This is a genomic window from Nocardia stercoris (assembly GCF_003696265.1).
GTDB lineage: Bacteria > Actinomycetota > Actinomycetes > Mycobacteriales > Mycobacteriaceae > Nocardia > Nocardia stercoris.
The window spans coordinates 369,369-389,753 of the sequence record NZ_RFFH01000002.1 but is presented as its reverse complement, the minus strand read 5'-3'; the positions used below and the strand labels follow the sequence as shown (position 1 = coordinate 389,753).

Here is a 20,385-nt window from a genome sequence, read left to right as displayed (position 1 = left end):
TTCGGCAGCCGCGGGCCGAGATTCGGCCGGGGCGGCAGCGGACCCGTCCGCGGCCGGGATGTGGTCGATGTCGGCCGGGGCCGAACCGTCGGCTGAGGTCACTGGGCGTCCTCGGCGGTCAGGGCGGCGCCGGACTCCAGGTGCGGGCGCAGCACGTTGTCGAAGGTGCTCAGCGCGGCACCGATCGCCATGTGCATGTCCAGGTACTGGTAGGTGCCCAGGCGGCCACCGAAGATCACCTTGGCGGCTGCGGTCTCGGCCTTGGCCAGCTCCCGGTAGGCGAGCAGCTTCTCCCGGTCCTCGGTCGCGTTGATCGGGTAGTACGGCTCGTCGCCGGTCTGCGCGAACCGCGAGAACTCGCGCTGGATGACCGTCTTGTCCGCCGGGTAGTAGTCGCGCTCGGGGTGGAAGTGCCGCGACTCGATGATCCGGGTGTACGGGAAGTCGGCGTCGTTGTAGTTCATCACCGAGGTGCCTTGGAAGTCACCGGTGTTGAGGACCTCGGTCTCGAAGTCGATGGTGCGCCAGCCCAGCTCACCCTCGCGGTAGTCGAAGTAGCGGTCCAGCGGGCCGGTGTAGACGACGGGGGCGTCCGGGTTTGCGGCGCGGATCTCGTCCCGCACGTCGAACCAGTCGGTGTTCAGCCGCACGTCGATGAGGTCGGATTCGGCCATCTTGGTCAGCCACGCGGTGTACCCGTTCTTCGGCAGACCCTCGTAGGTGTCGTTGAAGTAGCGCGCGTCGAAGGTGTAGCGGACGGGCAGTCGGGTGATGATCCCGGAAGGCAGGTCCTTGGGGTCGGTCTGCCACTGCTTGGCGGTGTAGTCGCGGATGAACGCCTCGTAGAGCGGGCGGCCGATCAGGGAGATCGCCTTCTCCTCGAGGTTCGCCGCATCCTTGGTGTCGAACTCCGCGGACTGTTCGGCGATCAGGGCGCGCGCCTCGTCGGGCGTGAAGTACCGGCCGAAGAACTGCGAGATCATGCCCAGGCCCATGGGCAGCGGGTACGCCTGGCCCTTGTGCAGGCCGAACACCCGGTGCTGATAGCCGGTGAACTCGGTGAACTGGTTCACGTAGTCCCAGACCCGCTGATTCGAGGTGTGGAACAGATGAGCTCCGTACTTGTGCACCTCGATCCCGGTCTCGGGTTCCGCCTCCGAATACGCGTTACCACCGAGGTGGTGCCGGCGTTCGACGATCAGAACACGTTTGCCGAGCTGCGACGCAGTGCGTTCGGCAACGGTCAGCCCGAAGAATCCGGAGCCGACAACAATCAGGTCGTAGGGGGGAGCGACACTCACGGGTGCCCAGCGTAGCGGCAGTCGGCCACCGCGTCTGCAGGCCGGGGAGTTGCCTGGGCGTCGAAGGTGGCCGGGTGGGCGGTGTCACCGCACGCACGAGTCCGTGGGGACATCCCGATTTCCCTCAGAATTCTTCGGAAACCCACAGATTCGCCACATGATGGGGTCTGATGGATCAGAATTGGGCGCCCGTCCAGTCTGAATCAGAGTTCACCGGAGTGTCGTTTCATGCGCTTTACGCGTCTCACCCCGCTCGCGGGGGCCGTCGTCCTGACCTCCGCGCTCGGCGCCGGTCTGCTCGCCCCCTCGGTCGCGAGCGCCGACGAGGTCGACACGCTCGCCGCCACCCCGGTCGCCGGTGAGCTCTGCGACAACCACGCACCCACCTTCGACGAGGTGGTGTCGGCGACAGCCAGCGCGATCCGCACCCTGATCCCCGCCGCTCAGCTCGCCGCCTACGACCAGCAGGTCGAGCAGACCCGGCAGGCGATGGCCCAGCTGCCGGTGCACCGCGACCTGCTGCCGGTGAACCCCGCCACCCTCGGCGGGCGCGTCGACGAGATCGACGATCCGTTCGTCACCCAGATCGTCGCCGACCTCGACGCCATCCGCACCGGCCGCCTCGACCACACCACCCCGCTCAGCACGCTGAGCGTGAACGACGTCGTCGAGATCTTCATCATGGCCACACGCATCGTGAAGATCCCCGCCCAGTTCCTGGCCGGCAGCGTGCCCACCTTCGGATTCGTGCTGAGTTTCGTCGTAGGCGGCATCTTCAGCGGCATCAAATGGCTGGCCCGCAAGGTGCAGGACGCGATCAGCGGCACCTGCGCCCTGCCCAGCGCCTACCCGAAACTGGACCTGAACACCGACGACTTCCCGGTGCAGCACGTCGCCGTGCCGGCCGAACTGGACGCGCTGGCCCACCAGCTGAACCGGGCCGACGGCCAGTGCACCCCGGTCGCGGACCTGAAGCTGTCCACCGTCGTCGACCGCGCCCGCGCCTTCGTGGCCGCCACCGACCTGCCGCTGGACAAGAACCAGGCGACCGTCACCGCCGACCAGGTCCAGGCCTTCCTCGCCAACAACCGGATCAGCGACGCGGCCGTCATGCAGCGCCCCGACCAGCTCGGCTCGGTGATCGACTTCCTGAACTACGGCCCGCTGACCTTCCTGGCCAACCTCGGCTTCGAGATCGGCAACGGCACCGTCACCGGCACGACCGCCCTCGCCGACGTCACCGTCGAGAACGCCTACGACCTGGCGGCCCTCACCCTGGACACGATCAAACTCCTGACCAGCGCCGCCGCCCTGATCCCCGGTACCGCCGCGATCACCGGCCCCCTCGGCAGTGCGGAAACCTACGCGTACCTGCCGTACAGCTACGGCTCGGGCCCGCTACTGGGCGTCATGCAAAGCATGTGCGCTGTGTAGGTCGCCCGTACCGCGACGGATAGCCGTATCCAACAAGCTGTTTCGGCGAGGCGGTCGGGATCAAGGCAGGGGCGCCTCGCGAGCACGAAACCTGCGATGATCATCAGCCAGCCCGCGGCGCCGACCGCCACCGAAACTTCGAGTCCGTTGATCGCCCAGATCATCAGCCTCGGTGCGGTGGTCTCCCGGGGGCGGTCAGCCAGAGGGCGCCGGCACCGCCGGCCGCGGGGTCGGGACGACTTGCGGCGTCAGTTCCAGAGTTCGGCGATGCGGGTGGCTTCCCGGTTGCCTTGGGCGCGACCGGCTTCGGCGGACGGCACGCGGGTGACGGTGTCGAGTGGGTTCACGCCGAACGCGGTCACGGACGCCTCGTCGGGCACGATCAGTTCCACCCGGGAGCCGTCAGCGGTGAGGGCGGCGATCTCGTCGTCGAGGTACTGGTCGGGCATCGGGGCGATGATCAGGATCCGGGCCGCACCACCGGCCAGGTCGGCGTTCGCGGTGGTCCGAATGCCGCCGTCGGTGTAGCGCGCATCGCCGATGGTGGTCACCGGCCACACCAGGGGCACAGCGGAACTCGCGGTGACGGCGTCGACCAGTGCGACGCCGCTGTCGCGATCGAAGACCCGCAGCTCACCGGAGTCCACGTCGACCGCCGTGACCAACAGTCGCTGCTGCTGCGGCCAATCATGCACGGGCAGGCGGGATTCCACGACCGCACGCCGAGCCGCCGCGGGGACGGTGTCGGCTACGACCGCCTGCCGGCCGATCAGCTTCCGCGTCAGCAGCGAATCACCTTGCGCCTCTTCACCGATCCGCGTCCAGGTTGCCATGAGCTCCGGCAGCCGGTTGCCCTCCGGCACGATCTCCGCACTCTGCTTCGCCGGATCCGTCTGCCGTTCGAACAGTTCCGCGAGCGGCAGCCCACTGGTGATCTGCGCGGCCACATTCGACCCCGCGGACGTCCCGACGAACAGATCGGCGCCGGTCACATCCACCCCGGCGTCCGCCAGCCCCACGACGATCCCGTTCGCCCAAGCGATCCCGGCGACACCCCCGCCACCCAGCACCACAGCCCGCTGCACGCCCATACTCTCCCTCTCCACCGGACTCTCCCGCCCAGCTCGAACGGGACAACGGGCACAGGCTATTCCCGGGCGCTGACAAACCGCCGAACCGAAGCGGTCAGCCGGCCGTACTCTCGGCGTTCCAGCACCCGGGAGACCGGCCGGCAGCCATGATCGCCGCGGACCGTCGGCCGGGCACCGAAACCCTCGGCGTCCGGCCGATTCCGAGCTACCGCAGTTCGGTGGCCGCGAAGGCGGCCATGGCGTCACGCACGTAGGTCGCGCCCTCCAGCCCGCCGTAGTTCTTGCCGAAACGCGGGTCCGCGACGTACATCTCGCCCAGGTTGACGAAATACTGTGCGGGTGGGCACTTTCCGCCCTGCCACCCCTGCCAGCCAGCGGTCACCCAGTCGTAGTGGCGGCGAACGATCGCTTGCACTTGCGGATCGTCCACCGCCACACCCGCTTCCCGCACCCGGGCGTAGTCGGCCGCGATGTCGACATGGGTCTGCTGAAAGTTCTTCTTGTCCGCGTCGGTGAGTGACCGCCACCAGCGGTCACCGCTCTCATAGGCCTGTTTGCCCCAGCGTTCGGTGACCTCCTCCCGGTACCGGGTGTGGTCGAATCCGTCGAATACCTCTGCCGCCATGAGCGGTTCACCTTCTTCCGTCTTGCGCAACGTGGTTCGCACCGACGCGATCTGGCGCCCGATCCGCTGCTGCTCCTGTTCCAGCAGCGTCAGATGGGTGCGCAGGGCGGCCGCGGTGTCCCGCTCGCCCGCGAGGACCTCGGCGATGAGCGGCAGGCTCAGGCCGAGTTCGCGCAGCAGCAGGATGCGCTGCAACCGCACCAGCGAGTCCTGGTCGTAGTAGCGGTAACCGTTGCGGCCGATCCGGCTGGGCGCCAACAACCCGAGCTCGCCGTAGTGGCGCAACGTCCGGCTCGTGGTGCCGGCCGCCTTCGCCAGTTCCTGGATGGACCATTCGGCCGCGCTGACCACAACTTCCTCCTCGCCGCGTCGACCAACCAAGGATGCAAGTTGACGTTACGTGAAGGTCAAGGCCGATCGCTGGGGTGCGGCACAGCCCGGTTCCAGGCCGACTTCCGCGACGCCGGGCAGCTACGGGCCGGTCACGTCGCCGTCGTACTCCGCCATGTCCGGCGCGATGTCACCATCGGTGGTCGACCCTGTGTCGACGGCCGGTGGGACGTACGCGGTGCCGTCACCCGACGGGCTGCCCGCGGACGGCTCCTGGGTGGCCATCGGCTGGTTCGACGGCTCGAGCGAGTCCTGGTGTGAGTCGGCCGCAGGGGGTTGGTCCGGCGGACCGGCGAGACCGTGCGGCGTCGAGGTCCCGGGCACGCCCGGTACCGAGGTCTCAGGCACACCGGGCGCCGAGGTCTCAGCCACGCCCTGTACCGAGGTCTCAGGCACACCAGGCGCCGAGGTCCCCAGCACGCTGGGCGCCGCGGTCCCAGGTACACCAGGCGCCGCGGTCTCAGGTACACCAGGCGCCGACGGCAGACCGGCCTGCCCGTCGGGTGCCTGATTCAGGAATTCGTCCAACAGTGCGCCGGCCGCGGCGGCGGCCGCGTTCGCGATCGCGTCCGGACCGGTAGCGGGCCCGGTGCCGGGATTCGGTCCAGTCAGGTTGGGCAGCAACGACTTCAGGGCAGTGTCGGGACCCGGTGCACCGTTCGGTGCCGGGCCGGGAGCAGGGACGCCACCCCCGGGCAGCGTCCCGGCTGGAAGCGCGGGGGCACCACCGGGCAGCGTCCCAGCCGGAAGCCCGGGGACACCTCCTCCAGGCAGCGTCCCGGCCGGAAGCGCGGGGACGAGTCCAGCCAGGCCGGGCGGCGCGGACGCCCCCGGCGCCGGGTCGGCGACGACGTCCTGCGGCCGCGGCCCGACGTCGAGGGTCCGGATGTCGATCGGCTGCCCGCCACCGGGCGCCGACGAGTACTCGGTGCGCAGGATCCGCCCGTCGCGGGTGAGCACCTGCCCGGCGGTGGCGAGCACCGCCGCGGTGCTGCGGTCGTCCTCCTTGTCGGTGCCCGGGTACATCTGGCAGTCGGTGGAATCGCAGCTCTGCGCGTACGGATAGCGGTGCTCAGCGAGCACATAGGACCGGGCGGCCACGGCTTGGGCGCGCAGGGCGGCCGCGCCGCCCTGGTCGGCCCAGCCGGCCTCCATCTCGGCCGGGACCACGCCGCGTAGATAGTCCTCGAGGTCGACGGCGTTCACGGTGCGCGGCTGGTCGCCTTCCAGCGCGACGCCGAGCGCGCCGCGATAGCGGCTGCCGTCGCAGACCGCGAGCTGTTCCGCGGCCGGCCGGTTGGGCCCGTCCGCGACCGGGAAGGCCCAGGGATTGTCGGTGGTGCCGCTCCACACCTGGTGGCCGTCGCAGCCGATGGTGATGGTGACCTTGGCGCCGCCGTCCGGGGTGGGGGTCAGGTGGGCGGCTTCGCCCTTGACCACTCGCCGGTCGCCCACCTGCAGTTCGGTATCGGAGTAGACGTCGAGGGTCTCGTTGTCGTACGCGCCGAGCCGGATCCGAACGGTGGTGGCGCCGACCCGGCCGGTGACCGCGCCGGGGTAGTAGTGCTGCAGGATCTGGTCAGTGCCCGAGCCGGCGACCGCCTGGTTGAAGGCGCCGAATTGGCTCATGCCGCGGCCGTGTCCGGCGTCGGCGAGCATGCGCACCGGTGCGAACAGTGGTGCGCCGACCCATGCGGCGGCGACCGCGCCGGTCAGCGTGAAGGTGAGGATCGCGCCCGTGATCAGCGGCCGCGTCCGGCGGCGGGGCGGTACCTCCGGAGCTGGGGCTCGTCCGGGGATGGTCCGGGGACGAGCCACGGCTAGCTCGGTGTCTTCCGATGTTCGTGAGCTGGGCATAACCACTCCTGGTTCGGCCGTCGGGCGGAAAGGGATGTTTCGCCACCGCTCCGGCATGTCCCCGAGACTTGGCGCCACTGTGGGCTAGTTGCGGGCTATCGTCTGGCTCGATCTGGAATCGAGACTTACATTTGTGACATTTGTGGCTACTGTGACAGAAGTTATTTCGATGCACAACCACCAGAGGTCACAAATCGCCCTGGATGGAGGACTCCGGTGCCACACCACAGGCCGAGATATCCGCTGCTGCTGCCCGTCGTCACCTCGCTCGCCGCCACCGTCGCACTGACGACCTTCCTCCGCTCCGGGGTACACACCGTCCGGCCCGCCGACAACGGTGACCTGGCCTCCGTCACCACGAACCTGGCCGAGGTGGCCCTCTCCGGCGCCCCCGAGGTGCTGCTGCCGCTGCCGGAACTGCGCGGCCTGACCCTGCCGGATCTACACCTCTCGGATCTGCGAAAGCTGCCGCTGCCCACCGCGATCCCGATTCCGCACGACCTACCGGTACCACCGGGCGTACAACTGCCCGAAGAGGTACCGCTGCCGCACCTTCCGGTCCCACAAGCGGTCGCTCCGCTACCACACAGCATCGACCAGGGCACCGACCCGGCGGCCACCACCGTCATCCCCGACCCGGCGCCCGGACCCGACTATTCCGCGCCCGCCCTGGAGCCCGGCGCGGTCCCGCCCGACCTCGCCGACCGGCTCGGCGCGCAGGTTCGCGAGATCACCCGCGACACGCCGTTCAGCATGGTCGCGCTGACCGGAACGGACCTGCACGGACTGACCGCACTGATCCGTACCCGCCACGCCGACGGCAGCTGGAGTGAGTGGAATCCGCTCGACACGCTCGAGACCGCCGGCAACGACCGGGTCCAGCCGACCCGGACCGGTACCGAACCGCTCTACGTCGGCCCCACCACCGGTGTGCAGATCCTCACCACTCGTCCCGGCCACATCCACGTTCCGGACCTGTCCGCGGTCCTCATCGACCCGGGCCGCGGCGCCGTCGACGGCATGCTCGAGGCCACCGCCGCGACCGTCGCCGGCGGGCCGAAGGTGATCACCCGCAAACAGTGGGGCGCCGACGAGAGCCTGCGCTGCCAGGACCCCACCTACGACGACAGCCTGGGCGGAATCACGGTGCACCACAGCGCCGGCCGCAACGAGTACACCAAGGCCGAGTCGGCGGGCATCGTGCGCGCCATCTACGCGTATCACGCGAAAACGTTGGGCTGGTGCGATATCGGCTACAACGCGCTGGTCGACAAGTACGGGCAGATCTTCGAGGGCCGCTACGGGGGACTGGACAAGCCGGTGGAGGGCGCGCACGCGGGCGGATTCAACGAGAACACCGCGGGGGTGGCGATGCTCGGCAACTTCACCGACCAGCCCCCGACCGACGCCCAGCTGCAGGCCACCGGGCAGTTCATCGGCTGGCGCGCGAAGCTCGCCGGACTCGACCCGCAGGGCACCACCACGATGTATTCCGAAGGGACCCAATACACCTCGTACCCGGAGGGCCAGGCCGTGCAGCTGCCGGTGGTCTTCGCGCACCGCGACGTCGGCAAGACCGCCTGCCCCGGCGACGCCGCCTACGCCCTCCTGCCCAAGCTCCGAGCCATCGCCGCGAGCGTCGCCGGCAATCCGAATCCTGCTGCCGGTCCGGCACTTTCGGATCCCGAACCGGACTCCCCGACCCAGCCGGCACCCAGCGCGGCCCCCGCACGCCCACAGCGCAGTCCGCTGCAGCGCACCGCGAACCCGACCGAACAGCTACTGAACCTGGTGGGCAGCAACCCGATCGCCACCTACTGGGCGGCCTCGGGCGCCGCCACCGGCCCGCTCGGCGACGCCACCGCCCTCCCCCGCCCGGCCGGCGAGGGTGGCCAATTCGCCACCTTCGCCAACGGATACGTCTACTCCGGCCCCGGCGACACCGTCACCGAACTCACCGGCCCCCTCCTGGACCGCTACCTGGAATTGGGCGCCGACTCCGGCCTGCTCGGCCTCCCGACCCGCAGCCCCTACCCCGGCCCCGACGGCACCACCCGCGCCGACTTCCGCTACGGCTCACTGATTCTCGATCCGGCCGCCAACACGGTCAGCACCATCGTCAACGCCGTACCGGACAGCGCCCTGACCACACCGGAGCCGGACAGCTCGATTACGTTGCCGGACAGCGGGATTGCCGCATCGACACCAGGCAGCACAGTTGCCGCACCAGTGCCGGACAGCACCCCGATACCGGCGCCGGTGGCCGGCGGACCAGACGACAGCGCCGCCCCACCGGATCCGCCACAGTTCGCGCCGGACGCTCCAGCCGACACCGACGACCAGCCCTAGACCACCGAACCGATCAGGCAGCAGAGAGCTTCTCGAACCGCGCCACGAACCGTAGTTCCAACGCATGCGCCAGACGATCGAGCATCCCGATCGTCGGCGTACCACCACCGGATTCGAGCCGTGAAATATCCGGCTGCCTAAGCCCTGCGCGCTGAGCGAGCTGTATCTGAGTGAGGCCGAGCCTCGAGGCGGCGCTCTCGGATCGCATTGGCGAGCTCGATGGCAAGCACCGCCTCGGCGCGACCGGCTTCGTACTCGGTCCGGGCGAAATCGGGCCGGTCGAATCGCTCGCGCCGCAGATTGCCCATGGATTCGTGATCAGCCATCCTCGGCCACCCTTCTGTCGAAAGCCTCTCGGGCATGGTCATGTTCGGCCTCGATAGGATGGATGCTATATAGCAATCGGCTACCTCAACCCCACCAGCGTTCCAGCACCCGCGCTACGCCGTCGTCGGCGTTGGTGGTGGTGATCTCGTCGGCGGCGGCCTTGGCGGCGGGGTCGGCGTTGCCCATGGCGACGCCGATGCCGGCCATGAGGAGCATGGCGATGTCGTTGGGCATGTCGCCGAAGGCCAGGATGCCGGAGCGGTCGATGCCGAGACGGTCGGCGACGCGGGCCAGGCCGGAGGCCTTGGTGACGCCGGGTGCCGCCACCTCGATCAGGCCGTTGTCGGTGGAATACGTGACGTCGGCGCGGCCGTACAGCTCCGGGGTCAGCGCCGCCACCATGTCGCGGCTGTGCGCGCCGACCTGCCGGATCAGCAGCTTGATCGCCGGCATCTCGACCACTTCGGTACGCGACACATCCGTGTTGTCCGGGTTCAGCCAGGCGTGCTGATATTCCAGCGTGCTGACGAACTGCGGGGTGGCGGCGTCGTGCGCGCTGGCGCCCACCCGCTCGGCCGCCAGACCGCAGCCGGGCAGCACCCGCTCGGCCAGCTCCGCCACCCAGGTCAGCGTCGGCACGTCGAGGGTGTCGGCGTACAGGATGTTGTCGGTGGCGCTGTCGTAGATCACCGCGCCGTTGCCGCACACGCAGATCGGCTCGAATCCCAGCCCGTCGACCACCGGATGCACCCAGCGCGGCGGCCGGCCCGTGGCCAGCACGAACGGGACGCCGTCGGCCACGACCGCGGCGACCGCGGCCTTGGTTCGGGCACTCACCTTCTCGTGCACGTCGAGTAGCGTGCCGTCCACATCGGAGGCCACCATCGTCGGTTTCCGCAATCGCTGGGGGGTCACCTGCCCATCCTGCCGTACCCGGGTGCCGCCACGACATCGATATAGTTCCGGCCCGCGAGCCCGGCCTTCCGGAGATCGGACCGGGGTGGCCGATTCGGGCGCTCTGCATGTCACTCGACGTGCGGATCAGTTTCCGGTCCCTATGATCAGGGCTGACACTGATCAGGGCACACCGCCCGACCCGAGAGGGACCGATGACCGGCTTTCTGCTGCGACGTGCACTCAACTACGTCGTATTGCTGCTGCTGGCCACGTTCCTGGCATTCAGTCTCGCGGCGTGGAACTTCCACCCCCTGGACAGCCTGGAACAGCGCAATCCGCGGCCGCCGCAGTACGTGATCGATGCCAAGGCGCACGAACTGCACCTGGATCAGCCGGTTCCGCAGCGGTACCTGACCTGGGTGACGGGTGTGGTGGAGCACGGGGACTTCGGGAAGACGCTCGCGGGGCAGCCGGTCAGCGACGAGCTGGGGCGCCGGGTCGGGGTGAGTCTGCGGTTGCTGGTGGTCGGATCGATCCTCGGTACGGCCCTCGGGGTGCTGGTCGGCGCGGCCGGTGCGATCCGGCAGTACAAGTTCAGTGACTACTTCTCGACGATACTGTCGCTGCTGATCCTCTCCACCCCAGTGTTCCTGCTCGCCGGTCTACTGAAACTCGGTGCCCTCCAGATCAATTCGGCGACGGGACAGCAGATCTTCCTCTATACCGGAGAAACGTCGGCGACCGCGGTGCACGGCGCCTGGAACCAACTGCTCGACCGGCTCCAGCACATGGTGCTGCCGACACTGACCCTGGCCTTGGCGTCGATGGCCGGTTACAGCCGCTATCAGCGCAACGCCATGCTCGACGTGCTGCAGAGCGATTTCATCCGTACCGCGCGCGCCAAGGGCCTGACCCGGCGGAAAGCCCTCTACAAGCACGGGTTGCGCACGGCCCTGATCCCGATGGCGACCCTGTTCGCCTACAGTATCGGCGGCCTGTTCACCGGCGCGGTGTTCGCGGAGAAGGTGTTCGGCTGGCACGGCATGGGTGAATGGATGGTCAACGCGGTCAACCTCCAGGACATCAATGTGGTCGTCACCGTCACCGCGTTCGCCGGAGTGTTGATCCTGCTGTCCGGCTTGCTGTCCGACATCGCCTATGCCCTGCTCGATCCTCGGGTGCGTGTGTCGTGAGCGAACACGGCGAGCGCCCGACGACCACGGACGAGCCTGCCCCGGCGCCACAACTCGGCGCTCCGGGCGCGGGGATGAGTGAAGTGGAGTTGCTGGCCCAGCAGGATCCGGAACGGGTCGCCATCGGCCGGCGCAAGCTGATCGTCCGCCGGTTCCTGCGCAACAAGCCGGCCGTGGTGGCGGGCATTCTGCTCCTGCTGCTGGTGCTGGCCGCATTCGCCGGGCCGAGCCTGATGAAGTACGACTACCAGTACATGGACAGCGCCGCGCTGCTGCAGCCCCCTGGCCCGGATCACTGGCTGGGCACCAACGAGAACGGCCAGGACGTCCTGTCCCAGACGCTGCGCGGCATGCAGAAATCCCTGGCCATCGGTTTCGGTGTCGCGCTGCTGTCCAGCATCATCGCCAGCCTCACCGGCGCGGTCGCCGGGCTGCTGGGCGGCTGGACCGATCGCATGATCATGTGGGTGGTCGACCTGCTGCTGGTGATCCCCAGCTTCCTGATGATCATGCTGTTCGCCCAGCGCACCAAGGGCTCGAATTCGGTTCTGCTGCTGATCGTCCTGCTCGCGGCGTTCGGCTGGATGATCAGCGCGCGCGTGGTCCGCGGGCTCACGATGAGCCTGCGGGAACGCGAATTCGTCCGTGCCGCACGCTATATGGGTGCGTCGACCTGGACGGTCATCACCACCCACATCCTCCCGAACGTGGCGTCCTTCCTGATCATCGACACCACGCTGGCGGTCGGCGCATCGATCATCGGTGAAACCAGCCTGAGCTACCTGGGTTTCGGTGTGCAGTGGCCGGAGGTCTCGCTCGGCGTCCTGATCGGCCGCGCCACCGACAACGCGCAGACCTTCCCGTGGACCTATCTGGTGCCCGGTGGCGCGCTGATCCTGATCGTGTTGTGCGCCAACATCGTCGGTGACGGACTTCGGGACGCCCTGGACCCGAGCTCGCAGCGGGCTCGTTCGAAGCGAAAGGCCGACAAGTGAGCACGCCACCGCTGCTGGATATTTCGGATCTGCGGGTGTCGTTCCCGTCCGAGGAGGGCCGCATCGACGCGGTGCGGGGTGTGAGCTACACGGTGAACGCCGGCGAGGTCCTCGCCATCGTCGGCGAGTCCGGTTCCGGCAAGTCGGTGTCGTCCATGGCGGTGATGGGGCTGCTGCCGGACCAGGCGCGGGTGACCGGCTCGATCCGGTTCCGCGGCCGGGAGCTGCTCGGCATGTCCGACCGGCAGCTGTCCGACCTGCGCGGCGCGAAGATGAGCATGGTGTTCCAGGACCCGCTGTCGGCGTTGACCCCGGTGTACCGGGTGGGCGATCAGATCGCGGAAGCGCTACTGGCACACGGGAAGATGAGCAAGAAGCAGGCCGAGGAGCGGGCGGTCGAACTGCTCGATCTGGTCGGTATTCCTGATCCGCGGTTGCGCGCCAAGGCTTTTCCGCACGAGTTCTCCGGCGGGATGCGGCAGCGCGTGGTGATCGCCATGGCGATCGCCAACGATCCGGACCTGATCATCTGCGACGAGCCGACCACCGCGCTCGATGTCACCGTGCAGAAGCAGATCCTCGAACTGCTCCGCAAGGCCCGCGACATCACCGGCGCCGGCGTCATCATGATCACCCACGACATGGGGATCGCCGCCACGCTCGCCGACCGGGTGGCGGTCATGTACGCCGGTCGAATCGTCGAGAACGCCGGTGCCGCAAGCCTGTTCAACGCCCCGCGAATGCCGTACACGGTGGGTCTGCTCGGCTCGATCCCCCGAATGGACGGACCCGCCCGCCAGCCGCTGGTACCGATCACGGGGGCGCCCCCGGCCATGCACGCGCTGCCCCCGGGCTGCCCGTTCGCGCCGCGCTGCCCGGTCGCGGTGGACCTGTGCACCAGCGCCGAACCTCCCTTGCTCGAAACGGAATCCGGCCACACCGCCGCGTGTATCCGGGTCGGCGAACTGAATTCGGCCCAGCTGTTCGAGGCGTATCGCTCCGAGGTCCCCCCGCCGCCGCCCGTAGACCAGGTGGATCCGGCTGTGGTGCTGTCGGTTTCGGATCTGACCAAGGTCTTCCCGCTCACCTCCGGCGTCGTGTTCAAGCGCCGCACCGGTGAGGTGCGCGCGGTCGACGGCATCAGCTTCCAGGTCCGCGCGGGCCGCACCCTGGCGCTGGTCGGCGAGTCCGGTTCCGGGAAATCCACCACGCTGAGCCAGATCATGGAACTCGCGCGCCCGGACGGCGGTGCCATCGAGGTGTTCGGCGCGGACGTCGCCACCCTGACCCGCACCGGCCGCCGAGACCTGCGGCGCCGCATGCAGATCGTGTTCCAGGACCCGGCGTCGTCGCTGGATCCGCGGCTGCCGATCTTCGACGCCCTCGCGCAGCCGCTGCGCATCGACGGCATGCCGATCGACAAGATCCGGCCCCGGGTCGCCGAACTGCTGAAACTGGTCGGCCTGCGCCCCGAGCACGCCGACCGCTACCCGGCCGACTTCTCCGGCGGCCAGAAGCAGCGGATCAATATCGCCCGCGCCCTCGCCCTGGATCCGGAACTGCTGATCCTGGACGAACCGGTGTCCTCGCTGGACGTCTCGATCCAGGCCGGCGTGCTGAACCTGCTGCGCGACCTGCAGCGCAGCCGCGGCCTGTCCTATCTGTTCGTCTCGCACGACCTGTCGGTGGTGCGCAACCTGGCGCACGACATCGCGGTGATGTATCAGGGCAAGATCGTCGAATCCGGTGCGGCGGAACAGATTCTGGAGCACCCTCGGCACGAGTACACCCGCGCGCTGATCGATGCGATCCCGCTACCCGTCGTGACCCGATAGGAGACCGCAGTGCGCCAGCCGCCGAACGTCATTCGGTACGCCGTCCTGGCGGCCGCCGCCGTCCTGACGCTGGCGGCCTGCTCGTCGAGCGGAAACCCGGCGCCCGGCACCGCGACACTAGGTACCACCAGCGATATCAATCCCGTTCCGCGCGAACAGGTTCGCGACGGCGGGAATCTACGGCTGGCGACGACCGCGTTCCCCGCCAACTGGAACACGCTGTCCAACGACGGGAACGACGGCGAGATCGCCGAGATCGAATGGCCGATGATGCCGCGCGCGTTCGCCACCGACGCCGCCGGCAACTCGACCGTCGACCACGACTACTTCACCGATGTGCAGCTGACCGGCACCGAGCCCCAGCAGGTCACCTACACCATCAACCCGAAAGCCGTGTGGGGCGACGGCAGCCCGATCACCTGGGAGGACATCCAGTCGGAGGCACACGCGCTCAGCGGTGCCGACAAACGATTCCTGATCGCGAACAACAACGGGTTCGACCGGGTGGCGAAGGTCGAGCGCGGGGTCGACGACCGACAGGCGGTGCTCACCTTCGCGAAACCGTTCGCGGACTGGCGTGGTCAGCTCTCCGGCAATGCCATGCTCTATCCGAAATCGGTTACCGCCGACCCGGATTCGTTCAACAAGAGCCTGGCCGACCACCTCACCCTGTCCGCCGGGCCGTTCGTGGTCCAGTCCACCGATCGCACCCAGGGCCGGATCGTCTTGGCCCGCAACCCGAAGTGGTGGGGCGCGACGCCCAAGCTGGACACCATCACCTACAGCGTGCTGGACCGCGCGGCGTGGGTGGACGCGTTGCGCAACAACGAGATCGACGCGGCCATGCTCAGCAGCCTGGGTGATGCCAAGCAGATTCAGGCCACCTCCGACGTGGCGCTGCGCCGCGCCCCGGGTAATCGCTGGCGGCACATCACCTTCAACGGCGCACCCGGAGCGATCCTGTCCGACGAGAAGGCGCGCGTGGCAATCACGAAGGCCATCGACCGGCAGAGCATCGCCGACGTCACCCAGAACGGTCTGGTGGACAAGCCGGTCCCGCTGAACAACCACGTCTACCTGCGGGGCCAGACCGGCTACCAGGACAACAGCCTCGGTTACGACCCGGATGCTGCCGCAAGGGAACTCGACGCCGACGGCTGGACCCTGCAGAACGGCGTGCGGATGAAGGACGGCCGCAAGCTGGAGATCCGCGACGTCATGTACAACGACCCGGTCTGGGTGACGATCGCAAAGATCATCCAGCAGAACCTGGCCAAGATCGGCGTCACCCTCACCATCGATCTGAAGCCGGGCCAGAACTATTTCACCGACTTCATCATTCCCGGCGACTTCGACACCACCCAATTCTCTTTCCAGGGTGACGCTTTCCCGCTGCAGAGCCTGAACCAGATCTGGGGCCTGCACCCCGACGACGAGCAGAGCAACTTCGGGCGGATCGGCTCCCCGGACCTCAACGACCTCATCGAACGCACGGTGTCGGAACTGGATCCGAAGCGGGCGATCGAACTGGCGAATCAGGTGGACCGAAAGATCTTCGAGGAAGGCCACTCGCTGCCACTGACCCAGTCCGAGGGCAACTGGGGTGTGCGCAAGACGGTGGCCAACTACGGCTCACCCGGTCTGGCCAGCTACGACTACACCGCCATCGGATTCGTGCAATGACCCGCAACAACCTCGCCCAGAAGGAAGGGAGCGATCCATGCGGATTCGTTCGACAGTAGCGAAAATCGCGATACCCGCCGTAGCGGTCGGCCTGATCGTGACCGGGTGCAGCGGTACCAACGGGTCCGGTGGTAGCGCCGTGGTGGGGACCACCAACGACATCAATCCACAGGATCCGGCAAGTCTGCAGGACGGCGGCAACCTGCGGATGGACCTCAGTTCCTTCCCCGCCACCTTCAACTATCTGCACGTCGACGGCGCGGATGCCGACCTCGCCAAGGTGATCGACCCGGTGATGCCGCAGGCATTCACCAGCGACGCGTCGGGCCAAATGTCGGTGAATCACGACTTCTTCACCGATGTCGCCATGACGAACACGAATCCGCAGACCGTCACCTACACGATCAATCCGAAGGCGGTGTGGTCCGACGGCACCCCGATCACCTGGGAGGACCTGCAGTCCGAGGCTGCGGCGCTCAGCGGCAGGAACAAGGACTTCCAGGTCTCGTCTCAGAGCGGATTCGATCGCGTCGAGAAGGTCGAGCGCGGGGCCGACGACCGACAGGCGATCGTCACCTTCGCCAAGCCGTATTCCGAATGGCAGGGCCAGTTCTCGCCGCTGTATCCCAAGGCGGTTACCGCGGATCCGCAGGCGTTCAACGACCTCGACCGCAACGACCTGAAGGTCAGTGCCGGCCCGTTCGTGATCCAGAACCTCGACCGCACCCAGAACCGAATCACGCTGGCCCGCAACCCGAAGTGGTGGGGTGCGACACCGCGACTGGCCAACATCACCTTCAGCGTGCTCGACGCCAGCGCGCTGTTGCCCGCCATCCAGAACAACGAGATCGACTACGCCTACATGTCCGGTCTCGCGAATGTGACCGGCGCCCGGAACACCCCCGGCGTGCTGGTGCGGCGCACTGCCGAACCCTCTTGGAACGTCCTGACTTTCAACGGTGCACCCGGCTCGTTGCTGGAGGACGCCAAGGTACGGGTGGCGATCACGAAGGCCATCGACCGTCAGACCATCGTCAATCAGAGTCAGCACGGCGTCGTCGATCATCCGACCTTCCTGAACAACCACGTGTTCGTCGCCGGACAGAAGGGCTATCAGGACAACGCCGCGCCGTCGACGGTGTTCAATCCGACCGAGGCGGCCGCGGAACTCGACGCCGCGGGTTGGAAACTGAACGGTGACGTCCGCGAAAAGGACGGCCGCAAGCTGGAATTGCGCGACGTCATGTACCAGCAGGACCAGTGGGTCGACACGGCCAAGATCATCCAGCAGAACCTGGCGGCCGTCGGCGTGAAGCTCGACATCCAAACCGTACCCGGCACCGGACTGTGGACCGAATGGGTGAACCCGGGCAACTTCGACATCGTCCAGCACGGCTGGAGCGGATCGACATTGCCGCTGGCCAGCCTCCCCCAGATCTACTACTACGACCCGAACAACTGGCAGGGCAACCACGGCCACATCGGTTCGCCGGAGCTGAACGCCGCGATCGACGCCGCGCTGTCGGAGCTGGACCCGGACAAGGCCATCGAGCTCGGCAACAAGGCCGACAAGATGATCTGGGAAGAGGGGTTCTCGCTGCCGCTGAACCAGGCGTCCGGTAACTACGCGGTTCGCGCGAGCCTGGCCAATATCGGCGCCTTCGGTATGGCTGGAGTCGACTGGACGAAGGTCGGTTTCGTGAAGTGAGGGGTCATCCCCTGACCTATCCGCTGTGGATCACGATCGGCGCCCTGGCGATCTGCCTCGCCTGGGCGCCGTTCGGCGATTCGGATCAGGTCGCGATGCTGGCGACGGTGGCGCTGATCATCTTGGGCTACAGCGGGTTCCGGCTGTCGGTCGCACTGGCCCCGGTGCGGCGGGTGAGCGGGCAGGTACCGGTGCGGCGGATCCGGCAGCAGCACCGGCTGCTCAGCCGCTCCTGGCTGGAGCTGGACACGGCCGGTGGACGTCGGTGGCTGCCGGTGTATTTCGATCCGGCACTGGTCACATTGCCCAGCACCACAGCCGAATTCGGCCGTAATCGCGTCGAACTGCTGGACACCGGGCAACCGGAAACAACAGCGACAGAACACCCTGGGGTGGATACAGCTGGACAGCCCGAGCCAGACACATCCGAACAACCCAAGCCAGATACAGCCGCACCACTCGAAGCGAGCAGCGCACAACAGCCCGAGGTAGATGCAGCCGTTGGTGAACCGCCCACGGGGACAAGCACCCTTAGTCGACTGCGCGTGTATCCGTCCGGCCCCCTACGCAATTCGGAGCCGGTGGGCCGCCTGGTGGACAACCCGTCGCGGCCCACTCCCGACGGCGCCGAGCGCGCGGCAGCAGCGTCCCGGCCCCGCCGGCGGCTGCTGCTGGACGCTCAATCCGTGGTCGCCGCACCGATTCTGGGCCTGCTGTGGATCTACACCGACGGCGGCGGGTTCCCCGCGTTCGCGGGTGCCACCACGGTCGCCGCCGCGGCCGCGGTCTGGTTCGCCGCGATCCGCGGTTCCGATCCGAGCTGAGTCGGGCCGCGGCGCCGGATCCGGTCGCGGCGCGGCGGCCTACTCCTCCTCGATCGCGTGGCCCCGGGCGGCCGCCTTCTCGGCCGCCTCCGCGGCGTCCATGGCGTTCGCCTCTTCCAGCGTGGGCGCGCTGCCGCCGAGCTTCGCCGGAACCCAGTACGCACCGGGCTCGTGGACGTAGTTCTGCTGCAACCGGGCCAGCGCTTCCTGCATCCGCTCGTGGAGTTCGGCGGTCATCTCCGCGGCGACGCCGGGACCGTCCGGGCGGGCCGGGATCGGGGCGCAGACCTCGATCGAGATCGGTGTGTTGGTGCGGCCCAGGCGTTTGGGGTGTCCCTTGGTCCACACCCGCTGCGCGCCCCAGATCACCACCGGGATGATCGGCACCCCGGCTTCGATCGACATGCGCGCGGCGCCGGATTTGAAGTCCTTGATCTCGAAGCTGCGGCTGATGGTGGCTTCGGGATACACCCCGACGAGTTCACCGCGCTTCAGATAGTCCACGGCGGCCTTGTACGAGTCGGCGCCCGCCGAACGGTCCACCGGAATATGTTTCAGCGCCCGCATGATCGGGCCGGAGATCTTGTTGTCGAACACCTCCTTCTTGGCCATGAAGCGGATGTACCGCTTCGGCGTCCGGGCGGGCAGTCCCGCGTAGGTGAAGTCCATGTACCCGGTGTGGTTGATCGCGATCACCGCGCCACCCCGGGCAGGGATGTTCTCCTCCCCCGTGACCTCGAATTTCAAGCCTTGCGCAAAGAAGACCGATCGGGCCAGCCCGATGATCGTCCGGTATACGGGGTCCACAGTTCCGCTAGCGTAGTCGCTGTCATTACCGACATCGAGTGCGCGCACAGGAATGAGGTTCACCGTCGTGAATCACCCGCTCCACACCCGTAGAGTCCGAGTCCTGGCGGCGGCCGCGCTGGCCTGCCTGGCCGCCGGCTGCGACTCCGCGGTGGGGATCGAGGGCACCGACTACACGAACTCCCCGCACACGCGCGCTACGACCACATCCGCTGCCGCCGTACCGGTTCCGCCGGCCGCACCCGTCGCGCCGCCCGCACCGCCGGCGCCCGCCTACCCGGTCGCGCTCGCTGTGCCGGCCCCGGCCACCGCATTCGCGGTCGGCGCGTTCGCCGCCGACCTGCAGCAGTCGACCACTACGACGTCGACAACGACCACCACTACGTCGACAACGACCACGACGACGTCGGCGGCCGCTTCGGCATCGGCCGACACCCCGCTGGAACACAAGTGCTGGAGCCTGGCGCCGCACGACGTCGACACCATGTACACCGACAAGCAGCCGATCCTGGCGGCGCTGGCCGTTCCCGGGGTCGACGACGGCTCGACCGTGACCTGGAAGGGCCCGGCGGTGACGCTGGTCGTGACGCATCGCGATATCGCTGCCGGGTACGCGTGTCCGCGCGTGTTCCAGGCCGGCACCGAACCCGGGTTCACCGACGCCGACGCGCGGCACACGGTCCGGCGCTACCTGTCGCGGCTCACCGGTTCCCCCGTCGACCCCGCCGATACCGAGGACGCGTTCCCGCTCACCTGCACGTCCGGCTGGGACCCCACCGGCACCGGCAGCCCGATCACCCCGCCCTTGGTGAAGAACCCGGAGAAGCTGACGGCCGTGCAGTCCTTCGACGACCAGTCGCTCAGCTCGGAGACGTTGCGCACGGACTATGCGCAGGTCAGCGCCACGGTTACCACCGCAGCCGGAACCAAGGAGCACACCTTCACCCTGCATGCGGGTGAGCAGGGTTACTGCATCGGCGACGTCACCGCGTGAGCGGCGTACGACGGCCGAGAAATTCCGGCCCGAACCGCGCAGCGGGGCGGTAGCGCTGCGCGATCGCCGGGACTG

General features: G+C 68.1%; 16 protein-coding genes. 9 read left to right on the top strand and 7 right to left on the bottom strand.

Features of this window, described 5'->3' with window-relative positions; genetic code table 11:
- Positions 1-98: 98 nt before the first annotated feature.
- Complete coding sequence (glf, locus tag EBN03_RS07235; protein ID WP_122187126.1) at positions 99-1,301, bottom strand: UDP-galactopyranose mutase; 1,203 nt, start codon at positions 1,299-1,301, stop codon at positions 99-101.
- 228 nt (positions 1,302-1,529) lie between these two features.
- On the opposite strand from glf, the gene EBN03_RS07230 reads away from it, so the two are divergent.
- Entirely contained in the window at positions 1,530-2,735 is a 1,206-nt protein-coding gene (locus tag EBN03_RS07230) for a hypothetical protein (RefSeq protein ID WP_122187125.1), read from the top strand.
- 248 nt (positions 2,736-2,983) lie between these two features.
- Here the strand turns inward: EBN03_RS07230 and EBN03_RS07225 are convergent, their stop codons facing one another.
- The 3 genes from EBN03_RS07225 to EBN03_RS07215 form a co-directional block, all read right to left on the bottom strand.
- Positions 2,984-3,841, bottom strand: a complete 858-nt coding sequence (locus EBN03_RS07225) for a patatin-like phospholipase family protein (protein WP_233608219.1) — start codon at positions 3,839-3,841, stop codon at positions 2,984-2,986.
- 190 nt (positions 3,842-4,031) lie between these two features.
- Positions 4,032-4,802 (bottom strand): MerR family transcriptional regulator, encoded by a 771-nt coding sequence (locus EBN03_RS07220; protein WP_122187123.1) that lies wholly within the window; start codon positions 4,800-4,802, stop codon positions 4,032-4,034.
- Positions 4,803-4,922: 120 nt separating this feature from the next.
- Positions 4,923-6,500, bottom strand: a complete 1,578-nt coding sequence (locus EBN03_RS07215) for a SpoIID/LytB domain-containing protein (RefSeq protein ID WP_122187365.1) — start codon at positions 6,498-6,500, stop codon at positions 4,923-4,925.
- Between the two features lie 414 nt (positions 6,501-6,914).
- Here EBN03_RS07215 and EBN03_RS35485 point away from each other — a divergent pair, with 414 nt between their 5' ends.
- Positions 6,915-9,047, top strand: coding sequence for an N-acetylmuramoyl-L-alanine amidase (locus tag EBN03_RS35485; protein WP_122187122.1), 2,133 nt, complete (start codon positions 6,915-6,917; stop codon positions 9,045-9,047).
- A 13-nt stretch (positions 9,048-9,060) separates the two neighbouring features.
- Here EBN03_RS35485 and EBN03_RS35775 read toward each other — a convergent pair whose 3' ends face one another.
- Together EBN03_RS35775 and EBN03_RS07200 are read right to left on the bottom strand one after the other, a co-directional pair.
- Entirely contained in the window at positions 9,061-9,255 is a 195-nt protein-coding gene (locus tag EBN03_RS35775) for a helix-turn-helix domain-containing protein (RefSeq protein ID WP_199742651.1), read from the bottom strand.
- Positions 9,256-9,458: 203 nt separating this feature from the next.
- Positions 9,459-10,259, bottom strand: coding sequence for an HAD family hydrolase (locus EBN03_RS07200; protein WP_122187121.1), 801 nt, complete (start codon positions 10,257-10,259; stop codon positions 9,459-9,461).
- A 224-nt stretch (positions 10,260-10,483) separates the two neighbouring features.
- Here EBN03_RS07200 and EBN03_RS07195 point away from each other — a divergent pair, with 224 nt between their 5' ends.
- The 6 genes from EBN03_RS07195 to EBN03_RS07170 all read left to right on the top strand — a co-directional run bounded on the left by EBN03_RS07195 (position 10,484) and on the right by EBN03_RS07170 (position 18,509).
- Positions 10,484-11,464: an ABC transporter permease gene (locus EBN03_RS07195; RefSeq protein ID WP_122187120.1), complete on the top strand. Its 981-nt coding sequence runs from the start codon at positions 10,484-10,486 to the stop codon at positions 11,462-11,464.
- Positions 11,465-11,538: 74 nt separating this feature from the next.
- Positions 11,539-12,459, top strand: coding sequence for an ABC transporter permease (locus EBN03_RS07190; RefSeq protein WP_122187364.1), 921 nt, complete (start codon positions 11,539-11,541; stop codon positions 12,457-12,459).
- Positions 12,456-14,294, top strand: coding sequence for a dipeptide ABC transporter ATP-binding protein (locus EBN03_RS07185; protein WP_122187119.1), 1,839 nt, complete (start codon positions 12,456-12,458; stop codon positions 14,292-14,294). The genes EBN03_RS07190 and EBN03_RS07185 overlap by 4 nt, the downstream gene beginning before the upstream one ends.
- A gap of 9 nt (positions 14,295-14,303) precedes the next feature.
- The gene (locus tag EBN03_RS07180; protein ID WP_122187118.1) at positions 14,304-15,977 is read left to right on the top strand and encodes an ABC transporter family substrate-binding protein; all 1,674 of its coding nucleotides are present in this window, start codon (positions 14,304-14,306) and stop codon (positions 15,975-15,977) included.
- Positions 15,978-16,014: 37 nt separating this feature from the next.
- Complete coding sequence (locus EBN03_RS07175) at positions 16,015-17,685, top strand: ABC transporter family substrate-binding protein (RefSeq protein ID WP_122187117.1); 1,671 nt, start codon at positions 16,015-16,017, stop codon at positions 17,683-17,685.
- A complete protein-coding gene (locus EBN03_RS07170) occupies positions 17,682-18,509 on the top strand; it encodes a hypothetical protein (protein ID WP_122187116.1) in 828 nt (275 codons plus the stop codon). The genes EBN03_RS07175 and EBN03_RS07170 overlap by 4 nt, the downstream gene beginning before the upstream one ends.
- Before the next feature lie 39 nt (positions 18,510-18,548).
- Here EBN03_RS07170 and EBN03_RS07165 read toward each other — a convergent pair whose 3' ends face one another.
- Positions 18,549-19,316 (bottom strand): lysophospholipid acyltransferase family protein, encoded by a 768-nt coding sequence (locus EBN03_RS07165; RefSeq protein ID WP_122187115.1) that lies wholly within the window; start codon positions 19,314-19,316, stop codon positions 18,549-18,551.
- A gap of 67 nt (positions 19,317-19,383) precedes the next feature.
- On the opposite strand from EBN03_RS07165, the gene EBN03_RS07160 reads away from it, so the two are divergent.
- Positions 19,384-20,310, top strand: coding sequence for a hypothetical protein (locus EBN03_RS07160; RefSeq protein WP_147471481.1), 927 nt, complete (start codon positions 19,384-19,386; stop codon positions 20,308-20,310).
- The last annotated feature ends 75 nt before the right edge of the window (positions 20,311-20,385 follow it).